At 37.5% G+C, this 22,985-nt stretch carries 21 protein-coding genes and 1 pseudogene; all 22 read left to right on the forward strand.

What is annotated here, in order from left to right; genetic code table 11:
* Positions 1–326: 326 nt before the first annotated feature.
* Positions 327–1,241, forward strand: coding sequence for a sulfate adenylyltransferase subunit CysD (gene cysD, locus NO991_RS18760; RefSeq protein ID WP_058583902.1), 915 nt, complete (start codon positions 327–329; stop codon positions 1,239–1,241).
* Between the two features lie 80 nt (positions 1,242–1,321).
* Entirely contained in the window at positions 1,322–1,666 is a 345-nt protein-coding gene (locus NO991_RS18765) for a four helix bundle protein (RefSeq protein ID WP_062566045.1), read from the forward strand.
* 47 nt (positions 1,667–1,713) lie between these two features.
* Complete coding sequence (cysN, locus tag NO991_RS18770) at positions 1,714–3,144, forward strand: sulfate adenylyltransferase subunit CysN (RefSeq protein WP_371352279.1); 1,431 nt, start codon at positions 1,714–1,716, stop codon at positions 3,142–3,144.
* Complete coding sequence (locus NO991_RS18775) at positions 3,141–4,034, forward strand: sulfotransferase (protein ID WP_371352280.1); 894 nt, start codon at positions 3,141–3,143, stop codon at positions 4,032–4,034. Before cysN ends, NO991_RS18775 begins: the two co-directional genes overlap by 4 nt.
* A complete protein-coding gene (locus NO991_RS18780; protein ID WP_371352281.1) occupies positions 4,018–5,136 on the forward strand; it encodes a glycosyltransferase in 1,119 nt (372 codons plus the stop codon). Before NO991_RS18775 ends, NO991_RS18780 begins: the two co-directional genes overlap by 17 nt.
* A 2-nt stretch (positions 5,137–5,138) precedes the next feature.
* A complete protein-coding gene (locus tag NO991_RS18785) occupies positions 5,139–6,260 on the forward strand; it encodes a hypothetical protein (protein ID WP_371352282.1) in 1,122 nt (373 codons plus the stop codon).
* On the forward strand, positions 6,247–7,275 hold the full coding sequence (locus NO991_RS18790; RefSeq protein WP_371352283.1) for a hypothetical protein: 1,029 nt from the start codon (positions 6,247–6,249) through the stop codon (positions 7,273–7,275). Before NO991_RS18785 ends, NO991_RS18790 begins: the two co-directional genes overlap by 14 nt.
* Positions 7,276–7,356: 81 nt before the next feature.
* Positions 7,357–8,367 (forward strand): glycosyltransferase, encoded by a 1,011-nt coding sequence (locus NO991_RS18795; RefSeq protein ID WP_371352284.1) that lies wholly within the window; start codon positions 7,357–7,359, stop codon positions 8,365–8,367.
* A gap of 1 nt (position 8,368) precedes the next feature.
* Positions 8,369–8,911: a KdsC family phosphatase gene (locus NO991_RS18800; RefSeq protein ID WP_371352285.1), complete on the forward strand. Its 543-nt coding sequence runs from the start codon at positions 8,369–8,371 to the stop codon at positions 8,909–8,911.
* A 38-nt stretch (positions 8,912–8,949) separates the two neighbouring features.
* Complete coding sequence (kdsA, locus tag NO991_RS18805) at positions 8,950–9,747, forward strand: 3-deoxy-8-phosphooctulonate synthase (RefSeq protein WP_300583637.1); 798 nt, start codon at positions 8,950–8,952, stop codon at positions 9,745–9,747.
* Between the two features lie 20 nt (positions 9,748–9,767).
* Positions 9,768–10,523, forward strand: a complete 756-nt coding sequence (kdsB, locus tag NO991_RS18810; RefSeq protein WP_371352287.1) for a 3-deoxy-manno-octulosonate cytidylyltransferase — start codon at positions 9,768–9,770, stop codon at positions 10,521–10,523.
* On the forward strand, positions 10,520–11,449 hold the full coding sequence (locus NO991_RS18815; RefSeq protein ID WP_300583644.1) for an SIS domain-containing protein: 930 nt from the start codon (positions 10,520–10,522) through the stop codon (positions 11,447–11,449). Before kdsB ends, NO991_RS18815 begins: the two co-directional genes overlap by 4 nt.
* 41 nt (positions 11,450–11,490) lie before the next feature.
* A complete protein-coding gene (locus NO991_RS18820; protein WP_371352288.1) occupies positions 11,491–12,870 on the forward strand; it encodes an undecaprenyl-phosphate glucose phosphotransferase in 1,380 nt (459 codons plus the stop codon).
* A gap of 14 nt (positions 12,871–12,884) precedes the next feature.
* Complete coding sequence (locus tag NO991_RS18825; protein WP_371352289.1) at positions 12,885–14,219, forward strand: oligosaccharide flippase family protein; 1,335 nt, start codon at positions 12,885–12,887, stop codon at positions 14,217–14,219.
* Positions 14,220–14,318: 99 nt separating this feature from the next.
* Positions 14,319–16,046: an SLC13 family permease gene (locus tag NO991_RS18830; protein WP_371352290.1), complete on the forward strand. Its 1,728-nt coding sequence runs from the start codon at positions 14,319–14,321 to the stop codon at positions 16,044–16,046.
* 313 nt (positions 16,047–16,359) lie between these two features.
* Complete coding sequence (locus NO991_RS18835) at positions 16,360–16,707, forward strand: four helix bundle protein (RefSeq protein ID WP_371352291.1); 348 nt, start codon at positions 16,360–16,362, stop codon at positions 16,705–16,707.
* A gap of 41 nt (positions 16,708–16,748) precedes the next feature.
* A complete protein-coding gene (gene cysC, locus NO991_RS18840) occupies positions 16,749–17,348 on the forward strand; it encodes an adenylyl-sulfate kinase (protein WP_371352292.1) in 600 nt (199 codons plus the stop codon).
* 107 nt (positions 17,349–17,455) lie between these two features.
* Positions 17,456–18,412: a DHH family phosphoesterase gene (locus NO991_RS18845; protein ID WP_371352293.1), complete on the forward strand. Its 957-nt coding sequence runs from the start codon at positions 17,456–17,458 to the stop codon at positions 18,410–18,412.
* Positions 18,413–18,638: 226 nt separating this feature from the next.
* Positions 18,639–19,547 carry a UTP--glucose-1-phosphate uridylyltransferase GalU gene (galU, locus tag NO991_RS18850; protein WP_371352294.1) on the forward strand — a complete coding sequence of 303 codons (909 nt, stop codon included), beginning with the start codon at positions 18,639–18,641 and terminating at the stop codon, positions 19,545–19,547.
* A gap of 114 nt (positions 19,548–19,661) precedes the next feature.
* Positions 19,662–20,135, forward strand: a pseudogene (locus tag NO991_RS18855) (SDR family NAD(P)-dependent oxidoreductase); the annotation flags it as partial.
* Positions 20,136–20,282: 147 nt separating this feature from the next.
* A complete protein-coding gene (locus tag NO991_RS18860; RefSeq protein WP_371352295.1) occupies positions 20,283–22,424 on the forward strand; it encodes a YjbH domain-containing protein in 2,142 nt (713 codons plus the stop codon).
* 95 nt (positions 22,425–22,519) lie between these two features.
* Positions 22,520–22,864, forward strand: a complete 345-nt coding sequence (locus NO991_RS18865) for a four helix bundle protein (protein WP_130167815.1) — start codon at positions 22,520–22,522, stop codon at positions 22,862–22,864.
* Positions 22,865–22,985: the final 121 nt, after the last annotated feature.

A 22,985-nucleotide genomic window follows, 5' to 3' on the forward strand; every position in this document is an offset into this window, starting at 1 on the left:
CCTAGAACCTAGAACCTAGAACCTAGAACCTAGAACCTAGAACCTAGAACCTAGAACCTAGAACCTAGAACCTAGAATAATAGAGTTTAATAAAAAATTTTAAATAATCTCGGTGATTGAAGTCTAATATCTGAAATCAAAGCACCGATATCCGAAAACAGACACCTGATATCTAAAACTGATATCTGAAACCTGATATCTAACCCCTGATATCTAACCTCTGATATCTTTCACTTGATATCTTTTGTCTAACCTCTGATATCTAACTTCTGACTTCTCCTGCGGCTTCTTTCTTTCGAAATCTAGCATACTTTCATGGAGTAAAAATGGAAATCTCCCAAGCCCGCATGACTCACCTAAAGCAACTAGAAGCTGAATCTATTCACATTATTCGCGAAGTTGCTGCCGAATTTGATAACCCAGTAATGCTTTACTCTGTCGGCAAAGACTCTGCGGTAATGCTGCATTTAACAATGAAAGCGTTTTACCCTGCTAAACCACCGTTTCCGTTAATGCATGTTGATACAACATGGAAATTTAAAGAAATGATCGAGTTTCGCGACAAAATGGCCGAAAAGCTAGGTTTTGATTTGTTAGTACATATTAACCAAGAAGGTGTGGATGCCGGCGTAGGCCCGTTTACTCACGGTAGTGCAAAGCATACCGACATCATGAAAACTCAAGGTTTAAAACAAGCGTTAGACAAATACCAGTTTGACGCTGCATTCGGTGGTGCACGCCGCGACGAAGAAAAATCTCGCGCTAAAGAGCGTGTTTATTCATTCCGCGATAAAAACCACCGTTGGGATCCTAAAAACCAGCGCCCAGAGTTATGGAATACTTTTAACGGTAAAGTAAACAAAGGCGAAAGCATTCGTGTATTCCCATTAAGTAACTGGACTGAGCTTGATATTTGGCAATACATCTACCTAGAAAACATCGATATTGTACCACTTTACCTAGCAGCAGAGCGCCCAGTGGTTGAGCGTGACGGTACATTAATTATGGTTGATGACGAACGTATGCCACTTGAAGAAGGTGAAGTACCAATGAAGAAAATGGTACGCTTTAGAACCCTAGGTTGCTACCCATTAACAGGTGCGGTTGAATCTAACGCCACAACGCTACCAGAAATCATTCAAGAAATGTTACTAACAAAAACATCAGAGCGCCAAGGCCGTGTAATCGACCACGATTCATCAGGCTCAATGGAGAAAAAGAAAATGGAAGGTTACTTTTAAAAAGCCGTAAGCTCTAAGCTCTAAGCTGTAAGTCTTAAGTGGATTAAAGACTTTACTAAATAGATACAACAAGGATTGTTATGAATTTTGAAAATTTAGAAGTTTGGAAGCGTTCGGCAAGGTTGTCTTCGAATATTTATAAAGGAACAACTGAATTGCGGGATTACGGCTTTCGAGATCAGCTGACTAGAGCTGGCTTATCAGTACCTAGTAACATCGCGGAAGGGATGAGTAGAGATAGTAATAAAGAAAAACGTCGATTTTTAGATATTGCTCGCTCATCGCTTTCAGAAGCTCGGACTCAAATTTATATCGGAATAGAGATAGGATATTTATCTAACGATATAGGGTCTATATGGGTTGCAGAAACAAAAGAGTTACAGGCAATGCTTTGTGGCCTGAAAAACTCAATAGAAAGTATTTAGACTTCAAGCTTATGGCTTATAGCTTATAGCTTAAGTAAGGATGGAAAATGACTGAACAAATTACCCAAAACCTTCTTGAAACAGATATCGAAGGTTACTTAAAACAACACGAAAATAAAGATCTATTACGCTTTTTAACCTGTGGTAATGTTGATGACGGTAAATCAACATTAATTGGCCGTTTATTACATGATTCAAAATTAATTTTTGAAGATCACATGGCGGCTATCAAAAACGATTCAAAAAAATTCAATACCACAGACGAAGAGTTCGATTTAGCGTTACTTGTAGATGGTCTTCAGTCAGAACGTGAGCAAGGTATTACTATTGATGTAGCTTACCGTTATTTTGCCACTGAAAAGCGTAAGTTTATTATTGCTGACTGCCCAGGGCACGAACAATACACGCGTAATATGGCAACCGGTGCATCTAACTGCGACCTTGCTATTGTGATGATTGATGCGCGTAAAGGTGTACAAACACAAACAAAACGCCACAGCTATATTGCATCACTACTTGGCCTTAAGCACGTAATTGTAGCCATTAATAAAATGGATTTAGTTGATTACAGCCAAGATGTTTACCGCCAAATTAAAGCTGATTACAAAGCCTTTGCTGAGCAATTAGATATTCCTGATGTACGCTTTGTACCAATCTCGGCGCTTAAAGGCGATAACGTTGTTGATAAAGGTAGTAACCTAGACTGGTACCCGGGTGCCACATTAATGCAATTACTTGATACAGTAACCATTAGTGACGATAAAAACTTAGATACTTTCCGCCTACCTGTACAGTATGTTAATCGCCCTAATTTAGATTTCCGCGGTTTTTGTGGCACCATTGCCAGTGGCATTATTAATGTAGGCGACCAAGTTACAGCATTCCCATCAGGTAAAACATCATCAGTAGAGCGTATTGTTACTGCCGATGGCGATTTACCAACGGCTTTTGCAGGACAAGCCATAACATTAACCTTAAAAGACGAAATTGATATCTCTCGTGGTGATGTCATTGTTAAGTCAAGTACCGATCAAAAGCAGCTACCTACAACTAGCTCAAACTTTGCAGCAACCATTGTGTGGATGGCCGATGCCGCAATGCAACCAGGTAAAGAGTACGAGCTAAAAATTGGTACTAAAAACACCTTTGGTAAAATCAGCAATATCAACCACCGTATTGATGTAAACACCCTAGAGCAAATTGATGCCAGTGAATTACAACTAAACGAAATTGCAAATTGTACTATCGAAACATCTGCCCCAGTGGTGATTGACCAATATAAACAAGTGGTAGGCACAGGCTCGTTCATCATCATTGACCGCTTAACCAATGTAACGGTTGGTGCGGGTATGATCACAAATACAACGAGTGAGCCACAAAGCTCGAATTTTGAAACTCGTGTTTATACAGATGCTGAGAAGGCTTTGAATAAATATATATGTGAACATTACCCTGAATGGGATTGTAAGAGAATATGAAAAAAACAATCGTAAATACATTTATAGCTGGTTCTCCTAAGTGTGGAACTACAGCCTTATATTCTATTTTAAATAGATCTAAAATAATTTTTTTTCCTGAGTATAAAGAGCCTCACTTTTTTGCTGATGATTTGGGTGGGTATAAGGCCCATGATAATATTGGTGACTTTCATAGTTTGTATAGTAAACTAAAAGATGAAAAGATAGTTGGTGACGCTTCGATATTTAATCTTTACTCTAATTCCGCATTGAAAAATATTAAAAATTATAACCCAGATGCAAAAATAATTTTAATGCTAAGAAATCCAGTTGATGCCGTACCATCTTTTCATGGTCAGTTACTTTATACTCAAGATGAAAATATCGAATCTTTGGAAGAGGCTTGGGATTTGTCAGGAAAGAGGGTCAAAGGTGTAAATGCACTGGAAACATGTAAATGTGAAAAAATATTGGACTATAAGAAAATTTACTGTTACGGAACTCAGCTAGAGAAACTTTATTCGATCTTTGATAGAGAACAGGTCCATGTTGTTATATATGATAAATTTAAAAACGATTATGAAGGAGAACTAGTTAAGTTGTTTTCTTTTCTGGATATTAAATATGAATTTATTGAAAATGAGATAGTTAATGAAAATACAAAAAATAGAATTAATTGGTTTGCTAGGCTTTTAAGGCGTCCACCTAAATTTCTCGTCATTTTAAAAAGGTTAATTATGGGAAGGGGAGAGAATTTTATTTATAGGTTTTTATTAAATTTAAACACCAAAAAGAAATTGAGAGACCCTGTATCAGATGAACTTAAATATCGTATTTATTTAAATTATAAAAGTGAAATAGCTGCGTTAGAATCAATATTAGGAATGAAATTAGATGAGTGGAAAATCTAAAAATGTTGCTTTTATAGTTAGAAATACAGATTTTGGCGGAATAAACTCTGTGACTTTAGAGTTGGTTAGAGAAATGAAAAAGGTAGGTGATGTTAATCCTATTGTTTTTTCTCTATCAAAATCTAAGAATAATATATTTTCAGACTTTGAGGTTCATTGTTTAAAAGGTTATTTGAATGGAATGGTGGGTTTTCTTAACAGAGTTTTTAATAAGTTTTTACCGCTCCTTGGTGGCTTTTTGTTAAAGCCTCACTTTGTTAGAAAGCTAGAGGTTGAGCTATCTAAGTTTGGTTATATAGACAAGGTTTTTTTGTGTGGGTTTGGTGTATATAGTTTTTTTCCTAGATTAAATAATGGTAAATTCTATTATATTTCGCATAGTATAAAGTCTAAGATGTTAAAAAATAGAAATAAATTTACTTATAAGTTGAGTTTGTACTTACTAAAAAAATCAGTTGAGTTAGATAAGTTAGTTGTTGTTTCTGAAGCTGTTAAAAAAGACTGGCTTAGAAATGTTAATCTAAATGAATCGAATATTTATAAAAGAATTTATAATCCTATTAATTGTGAAAGGATTCAAAATTTATCATATGACGTGAAATTAGATGACTTTGATAAATACTTTGTTTTTTGTGGTCGCCTATCAGTTGAAAAAAATATTTTTTTAATTATAGATAGTTTTGTGGATAGTGGTATTGATTTTCCACTATTGCTGATAGGTGACGGCCCCCTTAAAAGTGATGTATCCAATTATATTAAGGAAAGACGTTTAGAATCGAAGGTTAAGTTGGTAGGAGCATTGAGAAACCCTTATCCGTTAATTAGGCGAGCTCAAGCGCTAATTCTATTTAGTCAATATGAAGGGTTACCAACAGTAGCTTTAGAGGCAATCTGTTTAAATGTAAACCTTTTAATAGGTGAGTGTGGAGGGGCGGCTCTCGATGTGATAGATAAAAATCAACACGATAAAATTATTCCTGATAATAATACGGAAGAATTAACAAGTGCCATCTGTGAAGTCGCGCTAGGAAAAGAAAGAAAATTCAGTTTAAAAAATGACTTTTTGCCTCAAAGAGTAGTCATGAAGTACCTACAGGATTAACTGTGACTTTTAAAATACTTTTATTTTTATCATTGTTTTTAAGTACTTTTACCTTTTCATCCGGTGGGGATGGTTCTGGACTTTACAAAATATATTATCCTATAGTTTTGTTTTTTACTTTGACTACTCTTTTTTTTAGTAAAGGGTTGAAGGTTTATAAAGATGTGTATCTTTTCTTTTTATTTTTTTTGTTATACCTTCTAGTTTCCTTTTTAAATAATGCTAGTGTTGATTTTTATATTGTTGCAGCAGTGTTAGCTGTTTGTGGTCTTTCTTTATCATTATCTATCTTGAATGACCCAGTTTCTGCCGTATTAGTCATCAGAGCTTTTATTTTATTTAATATGGCTTTTCTAACTTATCAATTTCTTTATACAGTAATATTAGGTGAGGGGGTTTATTTGCATGGCAAACTCTTTTCATTTTCTAGAGAGGTTTACAGCCTAGTAGAAATGGGAACATTTTATCGAATGTCAGGGTATCACCTTGAGCCTGGTAGCTATGCAACAGTTATTGCATTGATGCTTTTCCTATATAAATATCTCAATAATGGTAAAGTTGAAACTCCTATTCATTTTTGTTCACTGTCTTTACTATTAACATTCTCTGTTATTGGTTTTATTCTTTTTACAATCTTTTATTTAAGTTATTTTAAGGATACACTTTCATTTAAAAGGTCATTTTTTATTTTAATGGTTTTAGCTTTATTCTGCAGTATACTTATATATGAAATGGGCGTTTTTTCTTATGTAGAGCAAAGATTTGCATTTGGTGCATCAGGTGATAGTTCTGCAAGTGTTAAAATGGCAAATCTTTATTATTTTATTCAAAATTATGATTTGGAAAAGTTTTTGATCGGGTATGGGATGAAACCAGACCTTATTCTATGTTCTACATGTGGTCACGTACAAAGTAACGGCGTGATCTTCAATTTGTTTTTTCTGACAGGGGTTATATTAACATTTTTTTTCTTTGCATTACTTTATTATTCAGGTGCTTTAAAAGTATTTCTCCCCCTAATAATAGGTTTTTCTATAATTAGATACGGGCCTAGTTTTATTATCTTTTGGTTAGTTTTTTCATTCATGCTTAATGCCAGGTCTTACAAATATGCAATCCAGTAGAGTTTTATTTTTACAACCAAGACCTTATTTTGAAGAGTTATTGGGGTGCGATTTTGATGAAGGGATTACTGCTGTATTTGGTATTTGTTTTTCTTTAAATGTTTCAAAACATCTATCTAAATTTGACTTGGTTGTTAGTTGCCTTGATCATGATATTTCATGTAGAAAACTATGTGAAATTGCAGAAGGAATAGGCATACCTACTGCATACTTTATGGATGGTATATATGATAATGATAATGCCAAAAATTCATGGGTTTTTAAGAAAAATAATACCATTCAATTTGGGGTTGATTGTTATACTTTTATTTTCACACCTTCACCTAAGTCAATAGAAAAGTTAAATTTAAAGTCGGTTGTTTTTAAATATATTCCGATGAGAGTTCACTACCTTGTTTCTCAGGATGAGGGGAATAGAAGGGATATATTGATAACGACGGCAAATACACCTTATTTCGATGAACTTGAGAAGGAAAGTTTAATATCACTTTTAACAAGGTTGATTGTATTTTTAGATGCCGCGTCTTTACCTTATAAGTTAAGACTTTTTGATGGTGACTTATTAAAAGCTGTTTCTGATCGGTTGGGTTATTTACCGAAAAATTACACTAACTCAAATTTTGAAGATTACGCTTACTCTGGTTTATATTTGTTTTCCACAATATCATCGGTCTTTGTTCCTTTTAATCAGCAAGGGGGAGTAACAATTGAGTTATCTCATAGGTCAAAGAGTTCAACTGAAGATTTTGTTGATTACTCTATTGGAAATGAGTTTTCTCTTAGAGATTTGGAAAATATTTTCAAAATAGTGCCAAACTTTTCAAGTTGCTCAGAAAAGCTTGTAGATATGAAGTTTTTAGTAGATGAAGCTTTGAGTGTTGAGAGGAATTTAAACACTTCTTCAAGTAATATTTTTCCTAAATTTTATCTTAATTTTAATTTTGTATATAGATATGTATATAAGGTTTTTAAAATTAATAAATATAAAAAGCAACTTCTTCGGTTTTTAAATTGACTTTTAGAGTGGTTTTAATTTTTTATGATTATAGTTCATATTATCGAATCATCTGCGACTGGTACTTTGTCAATCGTGAATATGGCGGCAAATCATCAGACTAAAGTTAATGATGTTACGGTTATATTCTCACGTAGGCCTGATACCCCTGAAAATATAAAAAAAACCTTTGCTAATGATGTAAAGTTAATTGAAGATAGATTACAAGCAAAGTATTTTCCCTTCTCAGTATTTTCACTAAGAAAGCATATAAAAAACTTAAACCCAGATGTAGTTCACTGTCATTCTTCTTTTGCAGGTTTTGTCGGGCGTCTGGCTGCAATTGGATTTAAATCAAAGGTATTTTACAGCCCACACTGCATTTCTTTTATGCGCAAAGATATTAGCTTTTTTAAAAGAACTTTGTTTAAGCTATTTGAGAAAATAGGCTGCTTAAAGAACAGTACTTATATTGCTTGTTCGCAAAGTGAGCAGTATGTAATAAAAGCCGAATTGCCAGGTTCCCGAGTCGTATTATTGGAAAATGCTGTTGATTTACGTGACTTTCGAAAGGAGTTAAATGTAAGCCCTAAAATTCAACGCATAATTACTGTTGGAGGCATTCGACCACAAAAAGGCCCTGAAGAGTTTGCAAAAATAGCACAAAGCTTTGACGGTTCTGATATTGAGTTTGTTTGGATTGGCGATGGTGATTTAGAGCATAAGCAGGCATTACTCGATGCGGGAGTGGTGGTTACAGGGTGGCTACCTCGCCAGCAGGTAATTGAAGAGCTCTATCAATCAGATCTTTACCTTTCTACAGCGCGTTGGGAAGGTATGCCAGTGTCAATCATTGAAGCTTGTGCTGCTGGTTTACCTGTAGTCGCGCGAAATTGTGATGGCAACAAAGACATCATTAATAATAAAAAAAATGGGCTTTTATTTGACACTACTGAGTGTGCAATAAAGTATATTTCTGATTGTATAAATGACGTTAATTTTGCGAACCAATTAGCAAATGCTGCAAATAGCCAAGTCTTTGAGCGCTTTTCTATCGTTCGCTTTCATCAACAATTAAGTGAAATATACAAATCTAGTAATAGGGATCATTGAAGTGAAGCAAGTCAAAGTAGTTTTATTTGATGTTGATGGAGTTATGACTGATGGCAGCATTTATATCGATTCGACAGGCGAAAGTTTTAAAAAGTTTAATGTAAAAGATGGCCTAGCAATAGAGCTGTTACGCAGTCATGGTATCAAAACCGGAGTGGTATCAGGTAAGGCAAGTGCTGCTTTAACAGAGCGTTGTGAAAAGCTAGGTTTTGATTACATTATTACAGGCTGTAAAAACAAGTTGCCTAGAGTCCAAGCTATTTGCAATGAGCTGAATATAAATTGGCAGCAAGTTGCGTTTGTTGGTGATGATGTTCTAGATATACCAGTAATGGAAAAGTGCGGTATCAGCTTTGCTCCTAAAGATGCCCATGAGCTTGTTTTTAAATATGCAACACATGTAACAGAGGCAAGAGGGGGAAGCGGCGTAGTAAGAGAGGTTACTGATAAACTTTTACTCTCTCGTTTTGAAACCTTAGAACAAATTTATGGCGTATTACTAAGCAAAATTATCGCTGATGACGTTGCTAGTATGGAACAGTAAAGAATATTTTTTAGAATTATATAGTACAAGGATTACCCATGTTCTTAATTGCAGGCCCATGCGTTATCGAATCAGAAAAGCTGGTTTTTGAAGTCGCTGAAAAAATGAAAAGAGTAACTGAAGAGCTAGGTGTTGAATACATCTTTAAAGCGAGCTTTGATAAAGCTAATCGTAGTTCTACTTCGAGCTACCGAGGTCCGGGCGTTGAAGAAGGCTTGCGTATCTTAGCTAAGGTTAAATCAGACTTAGGTCTTCGCGTATTAACAGATGTACATGAAGATACACCTATTGATGAGGTAGCGAGTGTTGTTGATGTATTGCAAACACCTGCATTTTTAGTGCGTCAAACAAACTTTATTCAAAAAGTGGCACGTGCGGGTAAGCCTGTTAATATTAAGAAAGGCCAATTTCAAGCCCCTTGGGATATGCAGCAAGTTGTCAATAAATGCCATGAAGTGGGCAATAAAGACATTTGGTTATGTGACCGCGGTACCTCTTTTGGTTATAACACGTTAATTAGTGACATGCGTGGTTTACCTGTAATGCGAAATACTGGTTGTAAAGTAGTTTTTGACGCAACTCATTCTGTGCAACAGCCGGGTGGTCAAGGTACAATCTCGGGCGGGCAGAGAGAAATGGTACCAGTACTTGCAAGGGCTGCTGTTGCGGTAGGTATTGATGGCTTGTTCACTGAAACTCATCCAGAACCGAGCGTTGCACTTAGTGATGGACCAAACATGATTCCACTCGAGCACATGCATGAAATGCTAGAAACTCTGTTAGAAATTGATGCAGTGACACACAAGCGTCCATTTTTAGAAAGTAAATTAGTTTAATATTTTTGTAGCTATTTGTGATGGATGAAGTGAAATTTAAAGTAGTAATACCAGCTCGGTACGGCTCTTCGCGGTTACCTGCTAAACCGTTATTAGAAATATGCGGCAAACCAGTTTTTTGGCATGTTGTACAAAGGGTTCTTGAGGCTGGTGTCGCTATAGATGACATTTTTATTGCTACTGATGACACTCGAATAGAAGAGGCAGCTAAAGCGCTGTCTCTTCCTGTTGTAATGACTAGTGATAAACACGTAAGTGGTACAGACCGGGTTCATGAAGTCGCGCTTAAAATGGCATGGCCTGATTCAACACTCGTAATGAATGTTCAAGGTGATGAACCACTTATACCTGAGAGTTTAATTCGTGAGTTAATTGATTTCACTCAGCAAAATAACAATTTTAGTGTTACTACTGCCGCAACACCAATAACAAAGCAAACTGACTTTAATAATCCAAATGTTGTTAAGGCTATAGTAAGTGAACACAATGAAGCGTTATATTTTACTCGTGCACCAGCTCCAATAAACCGTGATACTCCTGATGATCTTTCAGCTGCAAAACGGCATGTTGGTGTGTATGTGTATAAAGTGTCAGCGTTAAAAACAATATGTGAACTGCCTGAGTCGCATTTAGAAAAGCTTGAAAAGTTAGAACAATTAAGAGCGTTGAGTAATGGTCTTTCTATAGGTGTAATGGACTACATTGGTGATATTCCTCATGGGATCGACACCAAAGAAGATTATTTAGCAGTAAAACAGAAAATGGAAAATTTATGAATACCTTAGAAATAGCGAAAAGAGTGATTAGCAATGAGGTTGATGCATTGCATGCTATTAGTGAACAGTTAGATGAGCAGTTCGATGCTGCTATCAAGCTTATATTAGCCACACAAGGCCGTACAATTATTTGCGGTATGGGTAAGTCGGGTATTATAGGTAAAAAAATAGCGGCATCATTTGCAAGCACTGGTACACCAAGTTTTTTTATGCATCCTGGCGAAGCTTTTCATGGCGATTTAGGTATGATTACGGCAGATGATGTATTTATTGCTATTTCTAACTCTGGCGAAACCGATGAAGTGCTAAAGTTGCTGCCGTTTCTAAAAGATAATCATAACAAAATAATCGCGATAACAGGTAATCCTGCATCTACTTTAGCTAAAAATGCCCATTACCATCTAAACATTGCAGTACCTGCTGAAGCTTGCCCGTTGCAATTAGCGCCAACCTCTTCGACCACAGCAACCTTGGTTATGGGTGATGCTTTAACAATTGCTTTAATGGAGTTAAGAGGGTTTCAGCCTGAAAATTTTGCAAGATTTCATCCAGGCGGCAGTTTAGGTAGAAAATTATTAAGCAAAGTCGCCAATGAAATGTTTAAAGAGAGCCTGCCTGTAGTATCACCAGAAACACCATTGAGCGAAGTCATTAATGTAATGTCAAAAGGTGCTCTTGGATTGACTTTAATTATTAATAATGGCCAGTTAAATGCAATAATTACTGATGGCGATTTAAGAAGGGCGATAGAAAAGTTTGGTAAAGACCTTTTTGATTTAACTGCAAAGCATATAGCCAGTTGTATGCCTGTCACTATTGAGCCTGATACTTCCATGGCTATTGCATATGAAGTAATGCAAGATAAAGGGATTAACTGCTTAATAGTCTGTGACGGTAAAGAAGTTGTTGGTGTTTTGAAAAAATAACAATTATATTTTAAAAGTTTGTTAGAACTCGGGATTCTATAATGAGTAAAGGTTTCGCAAAAGAAAACCACGTATTGGTGGCATTAATGCACCGCTGTTCAGATTTGTTTGCCATTCTTTTTGGTTTTGCTGTTTCAATGTGGCTTATAAATGGTGATATTTGGCCGCAAAAAAGCTTTATCCTCACTTTATTTTTAAGCTTTGCAATCGCGTTTTGGTTGTATCCATATTTAGGTATGTATAGAACCTGGCGTGGCGAATCTAAACTGAAAGAAGTTGGTTTAGCTACTTATTGTTGGACTATTAATCAATTAATTCTTGGTGCAATTTATTATATATCTGATAACTCAATAAATTATGACAACACTTTGTTCATCTACTGGTATTTGCTTGGGCTTGTTGCTTTAGTTGCCATCAGGTTTACTATTCGCGTGTTACTAAATAAATATCGCTCAAAAGGTGGTAACCAGCGTCATGTGGTTGTAATTGGTGATGGTAATATAGCAAATCGTATGGTTGCAAAAGTGTATAACTCACCGTGGACAGGTTACAGAATTGTGGGTTCATTTGGTGATGAACCATTAACCGATTGTAATTTGTTGGGTGACTTTAATGAAATAGAAAATTACATCAATGAGCACTGTGAAGAAATCGATCAAATTTGGATTGCATTGCCGCTTTCTGACGAGTTGCTAGTTGAACAAATACTTCATGGCTTAAGAAATGCAACGCAAACTATACGTTATATCCCAGATATGCGTGGGTTTAGGCTTATAAACCACTCTGTGAGTGATATTGCCGGTATGCCTGTAATAAACCTAAGTATGTCACCTATCAGTGGCAGTAACCAGTTACTAAAATCATTAGAAGATAAGTTTTTATCAGGTATTATTTTACTCATGATAAGCCCGATTCTTATTGCCCTGGCTATTGGTGTAAAATTAACTTCTCCTGGGCCTGTTTTTTACCGACAAGAGCGAGTGAGTTGGAATAACAAAAAATTTATGATGCTAAAGTTTCGTTCAATGCCACAAAACAGTGAGAAAGATGGGGTTCAATGGGGCGGTGCCAAAAATAAAACGAATACTAAATTTGGGCAGTTTATACGAAAAACAAGTTTAGATGAGTTACCTCAGTTTATAAATGTGCTTAAAGGAGACATGTCTATAGTTGGACCAAGGCCTGAAAGAACGGTGTTTGTAGAGCAATTTAAAGATGAAATACCGGGCTACATGCAAAAGCATATGGTGAAAGCGGGTATTACCGGGTGGGCGCAAATTAATGGTTGGCGTGGTGATACTGACTTGCAAAAACGTATAGATTGCGATCTTTACTACATTGACAACTGGTCAGTCTGGTTCGATATAAAAATAATCTTCTTGACCATATTTAAAGGCTTTGTGAATAAAAATGCCTACTAATTTTAGTAGGCATTTTGCACTTATTACTCCGTAATCAAACCGAGACTCTCATGCTTTCTAAAGTTAAAACAGTTCTTAGTGACACAGAGCATCGCCATACTGCAATAAATGCCGCTATAGCTCTTTCAATTAGGGTTTTAGGTGCAGGTATGGCATTTTTTTTTAATTTAATTATTGCAAGGCAATTGGGTGCTGAGCAGTCAGGCTACTTTTTTCTTGCGCTTGCTTTAGTTATGTTACTGTCTGCAGTAGCTAGGCTTGGCTTTGATAATACTGTATTGCGTTTTACATCAGCCGATGCAGGCTATGGCTATACAGTAAAGGCAATATTAAATTTTGCACTTAAATGTGTTCTGCCGGTTTCGTTTGTATTTACTGTAATTACTTACACTCTTGCCCCTTGGGTTGCAGAAAATATATTTAATAAACCAGGACTTGCAAAAAGCTTACAATATATTGCCCCTGCAATAATAGGTTTAAGTGTTGTTTTTTTAGTAGCAATGAGCTTGCAAGCACGTCATAAACTCATTGCTAGTATCCCCTGCCAAAATATTGCCCATTTTATGCTTTGTGGTGCGGCAATTATTGTATTTTCGGTTGACTCTGCAAGTACAGCTGCGCTTTATTTGAGCTTATCGTTAGGTATAACATCCAGTTTTTTTTATTGGTTAAGTATTAAAAATTTAAATAATAATGGTGAAAAGACTGAACCTAAAAAGCTTTGGCATAGCGCAAGGCCTAACTGGTTCATCATAATGATGAACCAATCGGTGCAATGGAGCGCACCAATAATCATAGGTGTATTTTTAGTTGCAGAACAGGTGGCTTTTTTTAGCGTTGCACAGCGTGTTGCACTTTTAACCTCGTTTATATTAATGGCGGTAAATTTAGTTGTTGCACCAAAGTTTTCAGCCTTTCATGCAAAAGGTGATGATGTAGGTATTCGTAAAACTGCGTTATTTTCTGTGCGATTACTCGTACTAAGTGCATTACCCATAGTGCTATTTATGTTGGCTTTTCCTGAATTTTTAATGGGGCTTTTTGGTGAAGAGTTTAGGCAAGGAGCTCTAATTTTGCAGATTTTAGTTTTAGGGCAAGCTGTAAATGTTGTTACAGGTTCAGTTGGCTTCTTATTGCAAATGACTGGTCATGAGCGCGATATGCGTTTAGTAACTTTAATCAGCGGCTTTGGTGTTTTAATAAGTGTGCCTATCTTCACTAAGTTTTTTGGTGCTTTTGGTGCAGCGGCAGCCACGGCGTTTTTTATTAGCGTGCAAAATTTACTTGCTGTTTATTTTGTTAAAAAACGATTAGGTTTTAATACCTTAATGTTTTGGCAGAAGATATGATTTGGCGAGCTACGAGCTACGAGCTACGAGCTACGAGCTACGAGCTACGAGCTACGAGCTACGAGCTACGAGCTACGAGCTACGAATAAGGATATTTGAATGATTTTACAACAATGGTTGATAGTGGTTATATTTATTACAACCATTGTAGGCTTAATAAAATTTCAAAAATTTCCTGAGCGTGTATTTGCTGCAGCTTGTTTAGCCTGCTTTGCCTCTAACCTGGTTTCTACCGAGCAGCTTTTGAATAATGCAGTTAATCAAGGTTTAGTCACATTACTGCTTTTAGTGGTGTGTGCATTTGCTTTTGAACGCACCAGTTTTTTACGAAAACTGGCCAATGTTTTATTTAATGGCTCTGTGGTCAAGTCTTATGTTCGAACCTTATTCGCAACGATTTTGGCTTCTGGTTTTTTAAACAATACCGCAGTGGTTGCTACTTTAATTAGCCCGGTAAAAAACAATAAGCTCATTGCCCCTACCAAACTTTTACTGCCCCTTTCTTATGCCGCTATTTTAGGTGGTACACTGACCTTAATTGGCACCTCAACTAACTTAATAGTTAACTCTATGCTGATTGAACGTGGTGCAGAGGGTTTTAAATTTTTTGATTTTTTACCTATCGGTTTAGCTGCCGTGGCTGCATGTGTACTGGTAATGGCACTCACGATTAATCGCTTAAAAGGCAAAGTCTGTAAAGATGAAACCTCTAGCGATTATTTTGTTGAAGCTAAAGTGAATGCTGGCTCACCACTGATAGGTAAAACTGTAGAGCAAAATGGTTTGCGTAGCTTAGAAGCACTATTTTTGGTTGAGGTAGTTCGCGATAATCGCTTAATTTCGCCCGTTTCGCCGACGCAGATGATCCGTGAAGGCGATAAACTTATTTTTTCGGGCGATGTCACTAAAGTACTGGTGCTACAGCAATTTGAGGGTTTGAGTTTATTTGCTGAGCAAGATGGTTTACTACGCGATAACTTAACCGAAGTCGTTATAAAGCCAGGTGCTGCTGTGGTAGGTAAAACCCTAAAAACCGCGGGCTTTCGTGCAAGGTTTGATGCCGCCGTAGTGGCAGTGCGCCGCGAAGGCGAAAAGCTCTCGGGCAAACTAGGTGATATCACCATTCAAAGCGGCGACTTTTTGATTCTTGCAGTTGGCCCTGACTTTGCTAAACGTACTAACTTAACGAAAAACTTTTTTATACTTAGCGGTGTTAAAGCCGACAACATGCTTAAAGGCTTAAAGGAGCACATTGTCACTTGGGGTTTTGTGGCAACCATTGCTGGCTCGTTAATTTTTGATATTAGCTTATTAAAAAGTTTTATTTTTTACTTAGCCGTGCTGGTGGGTTGCCGCTGTTTGTCGCTAAATGAAATTAAGCGACGTTTTCCGTTAGAGCTTTGGCTTATTGTAATGAGCGCTTTAACTCTCGCTACAGCCTTAGATAATTCTGGAGTATCTAAACTAATAGCCGAGCAAGTCGAAGGCTTACTTGCAGGACAAAGCGTTTATATCGCCTTCATTGGTGTATTTTTACTTACTCTATTATTTACAGAGTTAATAACTAACAACGCAGCAGCAGCGCTTACATTCCCCATTGCATTTACCATAGCCCAAGGCTTAGGCGTAAGTTACATGCCATTTGTACTTGCAGTCGCCTTTGCCGCAAGTGGCAGTTTTATTAGCCCTTACGGCTACCAGACCAACCTAATGGTTTACAATGCCGGCAACTACAAACTAACCGATTTCATAAAGTTCGGCCTACCGATCTCAATCACCTACAGCCTCGTGGTACTGACCCTGATACCCGTGTTTTTTCCGTTTTAGAAAAGCCATTAGGCTTTGGGTGATAGGGGCTAGGTGCTAGGGGTTAGGCGCTAGGTTTATTTTGCGATAAGGTTTAGTTGTGAATGGATTTCACTTAATGGCGAAGGGACTAATTATGAAGTTTGAACAAATGGATGTGTGGAAGAAGTCATCACGATTAGCATGTGAAATATATAAAAATAACGTTTTGCCTATCGTTCCTAATCACATATCTCTCAGTACTCTAAAGTAAATGCACTGTGTTTTACGTTTTAAATCGAACTTTATAGAGGTAAGATATTAGAAGTCAGATATCAGAAGGAGCTGAGCTGCGATGAATTTTGAAAAGTTAGATGTTTGGAAAAGAGCCGTTCAATTAAGTGCAGAAATTTATAAAACAACGTCTCAATTAAATTATTATGCTTTCAGGAGCCAACTAACTCGTTCAGGCCTTTCAGTGCCAAGCAATATTGCAGAGGGAGTCTGTAGAGATAGCTTTAAAGAAAAGAGTCGCTTTATTGATATTGCTAGAGCCTCTTTAGCTGAAGCTAGAACTCAAATTTACATTGGTTTAGAGGTTGGTTATATAGGGCGTGAAGTTGCTTTAAGCTGGATTGCAGAGTCAAAAGAGTTAGCAGCCATGTTAACAAGTTTAAAGAATCGATTTGACTCTGAAATCTGAAATCTGAAATCTGAAATCTGAACCCAAATCCAAGAGGTACCATGACCGAGAACATTGTATGGCACGATCAAACTGTTTCGCGTGCTGAAAAAGAACAACATAAAGGGCATAAGCCGGTATTACTTTGGTATACGGGGTTAAGTGGCTCTGGTAAGTCGACTATTGCGAATGCGGTTGAGGCCAAGTTATTTGAATTAGGTTGTCATACTTATCTGCTTGATGGCGACAATGTACGCATGGGCTTAAACAAGGGTCTGACTTTTAGCGACGAAGACCGCATTGAAAATATTCGCCGTATTAGCGAAGTAGCTAAGCTGTTTGTTGATGCCGGTTTAATTGTATCAACGGCGTTTATTTCACCGTTTAAAGAAGACCGTGCTCGTGCTCGCAGTATTATGAACCAGGGTGAATTTGTAGAAGTTTTTATCGATACGCCATTAGAAATTTGCGAAAGCCGTGACCCTAAAGGGTTATACAAAAAAGCCCGAGCTGGTGAGATCCCTAACTTTACAGGTATTAGCTCTGCGTTTGATACACCAGAGCAACCAGAGATCCATGTAAAAACAGCACAGCAAAGCATTGAGCAAAGCGTTGAACAAATTATTGGTTATTTACGCGAAGCAGGGATTATAGAAATCTAGAGCCAGAAACCTGACGTCTAAAATCTGATATCTAACTTCTAATCTCTGACGTCTAACCTCTAACTTCTAACATCTATAATCTGACTTCTATTATTCTTTGAGATTTTATGAACTACGATATTTTTAACGGTGATGCCGATGGCATCATCGCACTATTACAGTTACAGCTCGCCAACCCTGTTGAAAGCGTGAAAGTAACCGGCGTTAAACGTGATATTCAACTACTAAAAAAAATTACCCCCAAAGCTGGTGATAATATTCGTGTACTTGATATTTCGATGGAAAAAAACATGGCAGAGTTGCACGACGCTCTATGCGTAGGTGCACGTGTTATGTATGTAGATCATCATAAAGCGGGTGATGTACCAAACCATGCTAACCTCTTTGCCCATATCGATTTAGATGCAAACATGTGTACAAGCTTAATTGTGAGCGACCTTATCGATAAGCAATATCACTTATGGGCTATTACAGCTGCTTATGGCGATAATTTATTTGCAAAAGCCGATAGCGAAGCCGATAAACTTGGTTTAACAGAGCTCGAAAAGTCACAACTTAAAGCATTTGGTATTTATATTAACTATAACGGCTATGGCAGTGAGGTAGCCGATTTACACTTTGCCCCAGCAGACTTATTTAACGAGCTATTAAAATATAAGTCACCCCTTGATGCTATTAACGACCAAGAGTCGGTTTATTACGTATTAGAAAAAGCTTATAAAGCCGATATGCAAAAAGCAGCCGATGCTAAAGTTTTACATGATTGCGATACAGCAAAGGTTATTTTACTTGATGACGCCCCATGGGCGCGCCGTGTAAGTGGCGTACTAGGTAACGACCTTGCAAACCAAGCACCTAATAAAGCCCATGCAGTACTTACCTATAATAATAAAGGAAGCTATACCGTAAGTGTAAGAGCGCCTCTTAATAATAAACAAGGCGCTGTTGATGTATGCTGCCAATTTGCCACCGGCGGCGGCCGCGCTGCTGCAGCAGGTATAAACGAACTAGACCAACATCAAGTTGAACAGTTTATTACTACTCTAGTTAATTTTTATAACTAACCCCTTGCTAGTGGCACCCCAGCCACTAGCATCTTTTAGCTCCTAGCTCCTAGCTCCTAGCTCCTAGCTCCTAGCTCCTAGAACCTATCGTTCCCTGTTCATCCTCCGTCAATATTATTACTGCTAAATTGGTTATAAATCTTTTTTTACTATTGCGCAAAATAAGTTAATAACTCATACTTTGTAATTATTTATTCTTATCACTACAATTAAGGGACTAAACATTATGAAAGCTGTCATTCCTGTTGCAGGCCTTGGTACACGTATGTTACCGATGACAAAGGCAATTCCTAAAGAAATGCTGCCGCTGGTTGATAAACCGCTTATTCAATACATAGTAAACGAATGTGTTGCTGCGGGTATTAAAGAAGTTGTATTGGTTACTCACAGCTCTAAAAATGCTATTGAAAACCACTTTGATACCAGCTTTGAGCTTGAAGCAACTCTCGAAAAGCGCGTAAAACGTACTTTGCTTGAAGAAGTGCGCTCTATCTGCCCACCCGATGTAACCATTATGCACGTACGCCAAGGCGAGGCTAAAGGATTAGGCCATGCTGTTATGTGTGCAAAACCAATTGTTGGCGATGACGACTTTGTTGTTGTATTACCTGATGTTATTTTAGATAGCTACACTGCAGATCAAAAAACCGAAAATATTGCTGCTATGATTAAGCGCTTTAATGAAGTTAAAGCAAGCCAAATTATGCTCGAGCCAGTACCAAAAGAAAGCGTACATAAATATGGTATTGCTGATATCGGCGGCGTTAAAATTAAAGCGGGCGAAAGTGCGCCAATCAAGACTATGGTCGAAAAGCCAAAAGCAGAAGAAGCACCATCTAATTTAGCTGTTGTTGGCCGTTATGTGTTATCTAAAGCGATTTGGCCACTACTTGCAAAAACACCAGCAGGTACGGGCGGTGAAATTCAACTTACCGATGCAATCGATGAGTTAATGAAGCACGAAATCGTTGAGGCTTTCCACATGAGTGGGCGTGCTCACGACTGCGGTGACAAACTGGGCTATTTAAAAGCAATTGTTGAATACAGCATGCGTGACGAAAACCTAGGTGCTGAATTTACTGATTTCGTAACTCAAATGGTAGCGCCTTCAGAAAGACATCTGAAGGCAGTCTAGTTTTACAGAGTATTGAGCGCATTAATTAAAAATTAATTTAGGGCCAGAGAATCTATATTCTCTGGCCCTTACTTTTGTTACGTATAGTAAAAAATTATAAGTAATTGAAGTGTTATGACCACTTTAGTCACCGGCGGAGCCGGGTACATCGGTTCTCACACCGTTTTAGAGTTACTACAACAAGGCACAGACGTTGTTGTACTATATAATTTAAGCAATTCATCAAATGAGTCATTGGCTCGCGTAAAACAAATCAGCGGCAAAGACGTCACGTTTTATCAAGGTGATATTTTAGATAGAGCCTGTTTAGACAAAATCTTCAGTGAACACACGATTGATAGTGTTATTCACTTCGCAGGTTTAAAAGCGGTTGTAAAACCTATTGAGTATTATCAAAACAACGTACAAGGCACACTGACTCTGGTTGATGCGATGCGTGATGCTGGCGTATTCAAGTTAGTATTTAGCTCATCAGCAACCGTATACGGTGACCCAGCAAGCTTACCAATTCGTGAAGATTTCCCAGTTGTCGGTACAACTAACCCGTATGGCACATCAAAACTAATGGTTGAGATGATGCTGCAAGATACATGGCGCTGGCAAAAAAGTAACCCATATGGCTATTAAAAATACATACTGATGTTTAACTTTTAAACTCTGGGTTAATTTATAAAATAGAGTTTAAGTGTTATATTGATTACATTAAGGAATTAAAATTTTAATCTGGAATAAATAATGTTTAAGCGAAATAAATTATTTCTAGCCTGCTTGGCAATGTTGTCAGCAAATAGCGTTCATAGTAAAGAAGTTAATAATTATCAGGCCTTTGCAGGTTTTTCTGGATTGTTCAACACACCAAATGCTGAGGTGCTAGACAAAGGAACGGTTAGTTTTTCTTTTAACAATCAAATTTTTTCGTTAGATAAAAAGTATGTAGATGGCCACACTTTTCTTGCAAGTGCAGGTCTTTTCGAGGGACTGGAAGTTAGCGGGCAAATCGCCAGTGATACAATGCATGATAATATGCTTACAAGAAAAGGGGATGGTCAACTAAGAGATCTTTCTTTTAATGCCAAGTATCAGATTCCATATATTCCAAAAGATTGGTTTAGTTTAGCTATTGGTGGTAAAGACATTGGAGGTGATGTCAACTTTTATGAAACATATTATGCTGTTGTTTCAAAAGAGTTATTGGGCTTTAGGTTTTCAGCAGGTATAGCTAAAAGTGATAGACCATACGGGGAAATGGATGGTGTGTTTGGTGGGGTTGAGTACCAAGTGTTCGACTGGTTTAGCCTGCAAGCTGAGCATGATGCAGAAGCATTTAATGCGGGTGCTAAAGTCACAATTCCTAAAGCGTGGCTATATGATATTGGTGAGCTAACCTTTACCAGCCGTTTTTATAGTAATACCGATTACTCTGAAGAAGACACTTACTGGGGTGTTGACTTTAGTATGCCGCTTTCGAGCGAAGATAAACAAAATTATAAAAAAGTTGAAGCAGCCCCTTATGTAGCACCGGTTGCATCTCAACCAATTGCTAAAATTGATGATCACGGCATTGGTTTTATTCAAACAGCTATGGCGCCAGAATTGGCTGAACAAGCAAAAGCTCTTATGGTTGCAAGTGTAAAACAAGCCCCAGCTGCCAATACGCAAAAACTAGCTAACTCAAGTTTAAATAGCCAAGTAATCGAATTAAAAGAAGCGTTAATAAACGATGGCTTTGAAAATGTAGTGATTGGTTATAACCTTGATACCGTATTCGTTAACTTTGAAAACTCAGTATTTAACCGTAATGACATCGATGCAATTGGTGTAGTGCTTGGTCGTATTGCTGAGAGTGTAACAAATGAAAGCACGCACTTTAATGTACAGCTTTCTAAAACAGATATTCCTTTAATTGCTATTCAGGGCAAAGTTGACAACTATCGCTTGTTTATCGAAAAAGGCGTAAGCCCAGATCTAAATATACAGCAAGGCAAAGCAAATATTCCTGAAGGTGTGGTATGGGCAGGTAAGGCGGAGGTTAGCCCTTATTTTAAACCTCGCTTAACCTTGAGCCCCGCTACTTCAACTACTTATGCAACAGATTTAGGGGTATTAGATTACTCCCTAGGTTTACGAGCCGAGCTTGACGTACCATTATGGCAAGGTGGTGGTATAAAGGTAACTGGGCAGACTATTATAGACGAAACTAGTGATTTTGAAGATAACGGTGTATTCGATAATTACAGCCTAGACGAAGGCGTTGTAAATGCAGTGCTACACCAAACCTTTAAGTTGCCATATGGTTTTTATAACCAAACGCAAATAGGTTTTTATAAAGATTACTTTGACTACAAAGCCATTATTAATGAGACTGCTTGGTTAAGTCCAGAGGGCCGCCATATTGTAAGTGCAAAGGTTGCTTATTTTGATTACGCAGACTATCGAGCATCTCGTGAGTACGAAACACTTACATACCAGTATAACTGGGTGGAGCAGGATATTACTTTTCATGCTACAGCCGGTAAGTATTTTTATGGTGACAGTGGCTATGAGTTAGAAAGTCGCTTTTGGTTTGGTGATAGCTACATAGCAGTATTTTATGAAAATACAGATGCACAAATAGCCGGTGTGGGAATTAATATACCTCTCACCCCACGTAAAGACATGAAAGTCACACCATTTGGTCAACTAAAAGGTCGCGACAATTGGCGTTTGGGGTTAAGTACACAAGTAGGTGAAAGAAATGTGCTTGTATTCAACCAAGCGTATGCACCTTCGTCACAAATCACCTTGGATAAAACGATGTACAAACGTGGCCGTTTAACTTCGAGCTATATTTATAGCAACTTAGCGCGGATGAAAGAAGCGTATGAGAGTTATAAATAGTAGCGACTCGCAGTAGCGGGGGGCAAGAAACGGAATACGAGAAACGAGAAACGAGAATCGAGATACGAGTCAGATACTGATGCCAAGGAGTGGCTATGTACTACGAGAGATTAGATGTATGGAAAAGATCTTTTCAATTAAGTCTTTTAGTTTATAGAAGTTTTTATTTACTCAAAGATTTTAGTTTAAAAGATCAAATGTGTCGCTGCTCGGTTTCAATTCCAAGTAACATCGCTGAAGGGTATGAGCGCTTTTCCAAAAAAGAAAGAGCTCATTTCCTTTCTATAGCTAAAGGCTCCGTCGGTGAACTCAAAACACAAGTTATGCTTGCTTTTGAATTGGGTTACTTGCACAAGGAAAACTACTTACTCATAACAAATGAGTGTGAAGAAATTGGTAAAATGTTAGGTAAATTAATGTACTTACATAAAAATAATTAATTTACCCTTGTATACTCGCAACTCGCAACTCGCAACTCGCAACTCGCAACTCGCAACTCGCAACTCGCAACTCGCAACTCGCAACTCGCAACTCGCAACTCGCAACTCGCAACTCGCAACT

This window comes from Pseudoalteromonas sp. DY56-GL22 (genome assembly GCF_041414715.1).
Lineage (GTDB): Bacteria > Pseudomonadota > Gammaproteobacteria > Enterobacterales > Alteromonadaceae > Pseudoalteromonas > Pseudoalteromonas simplex.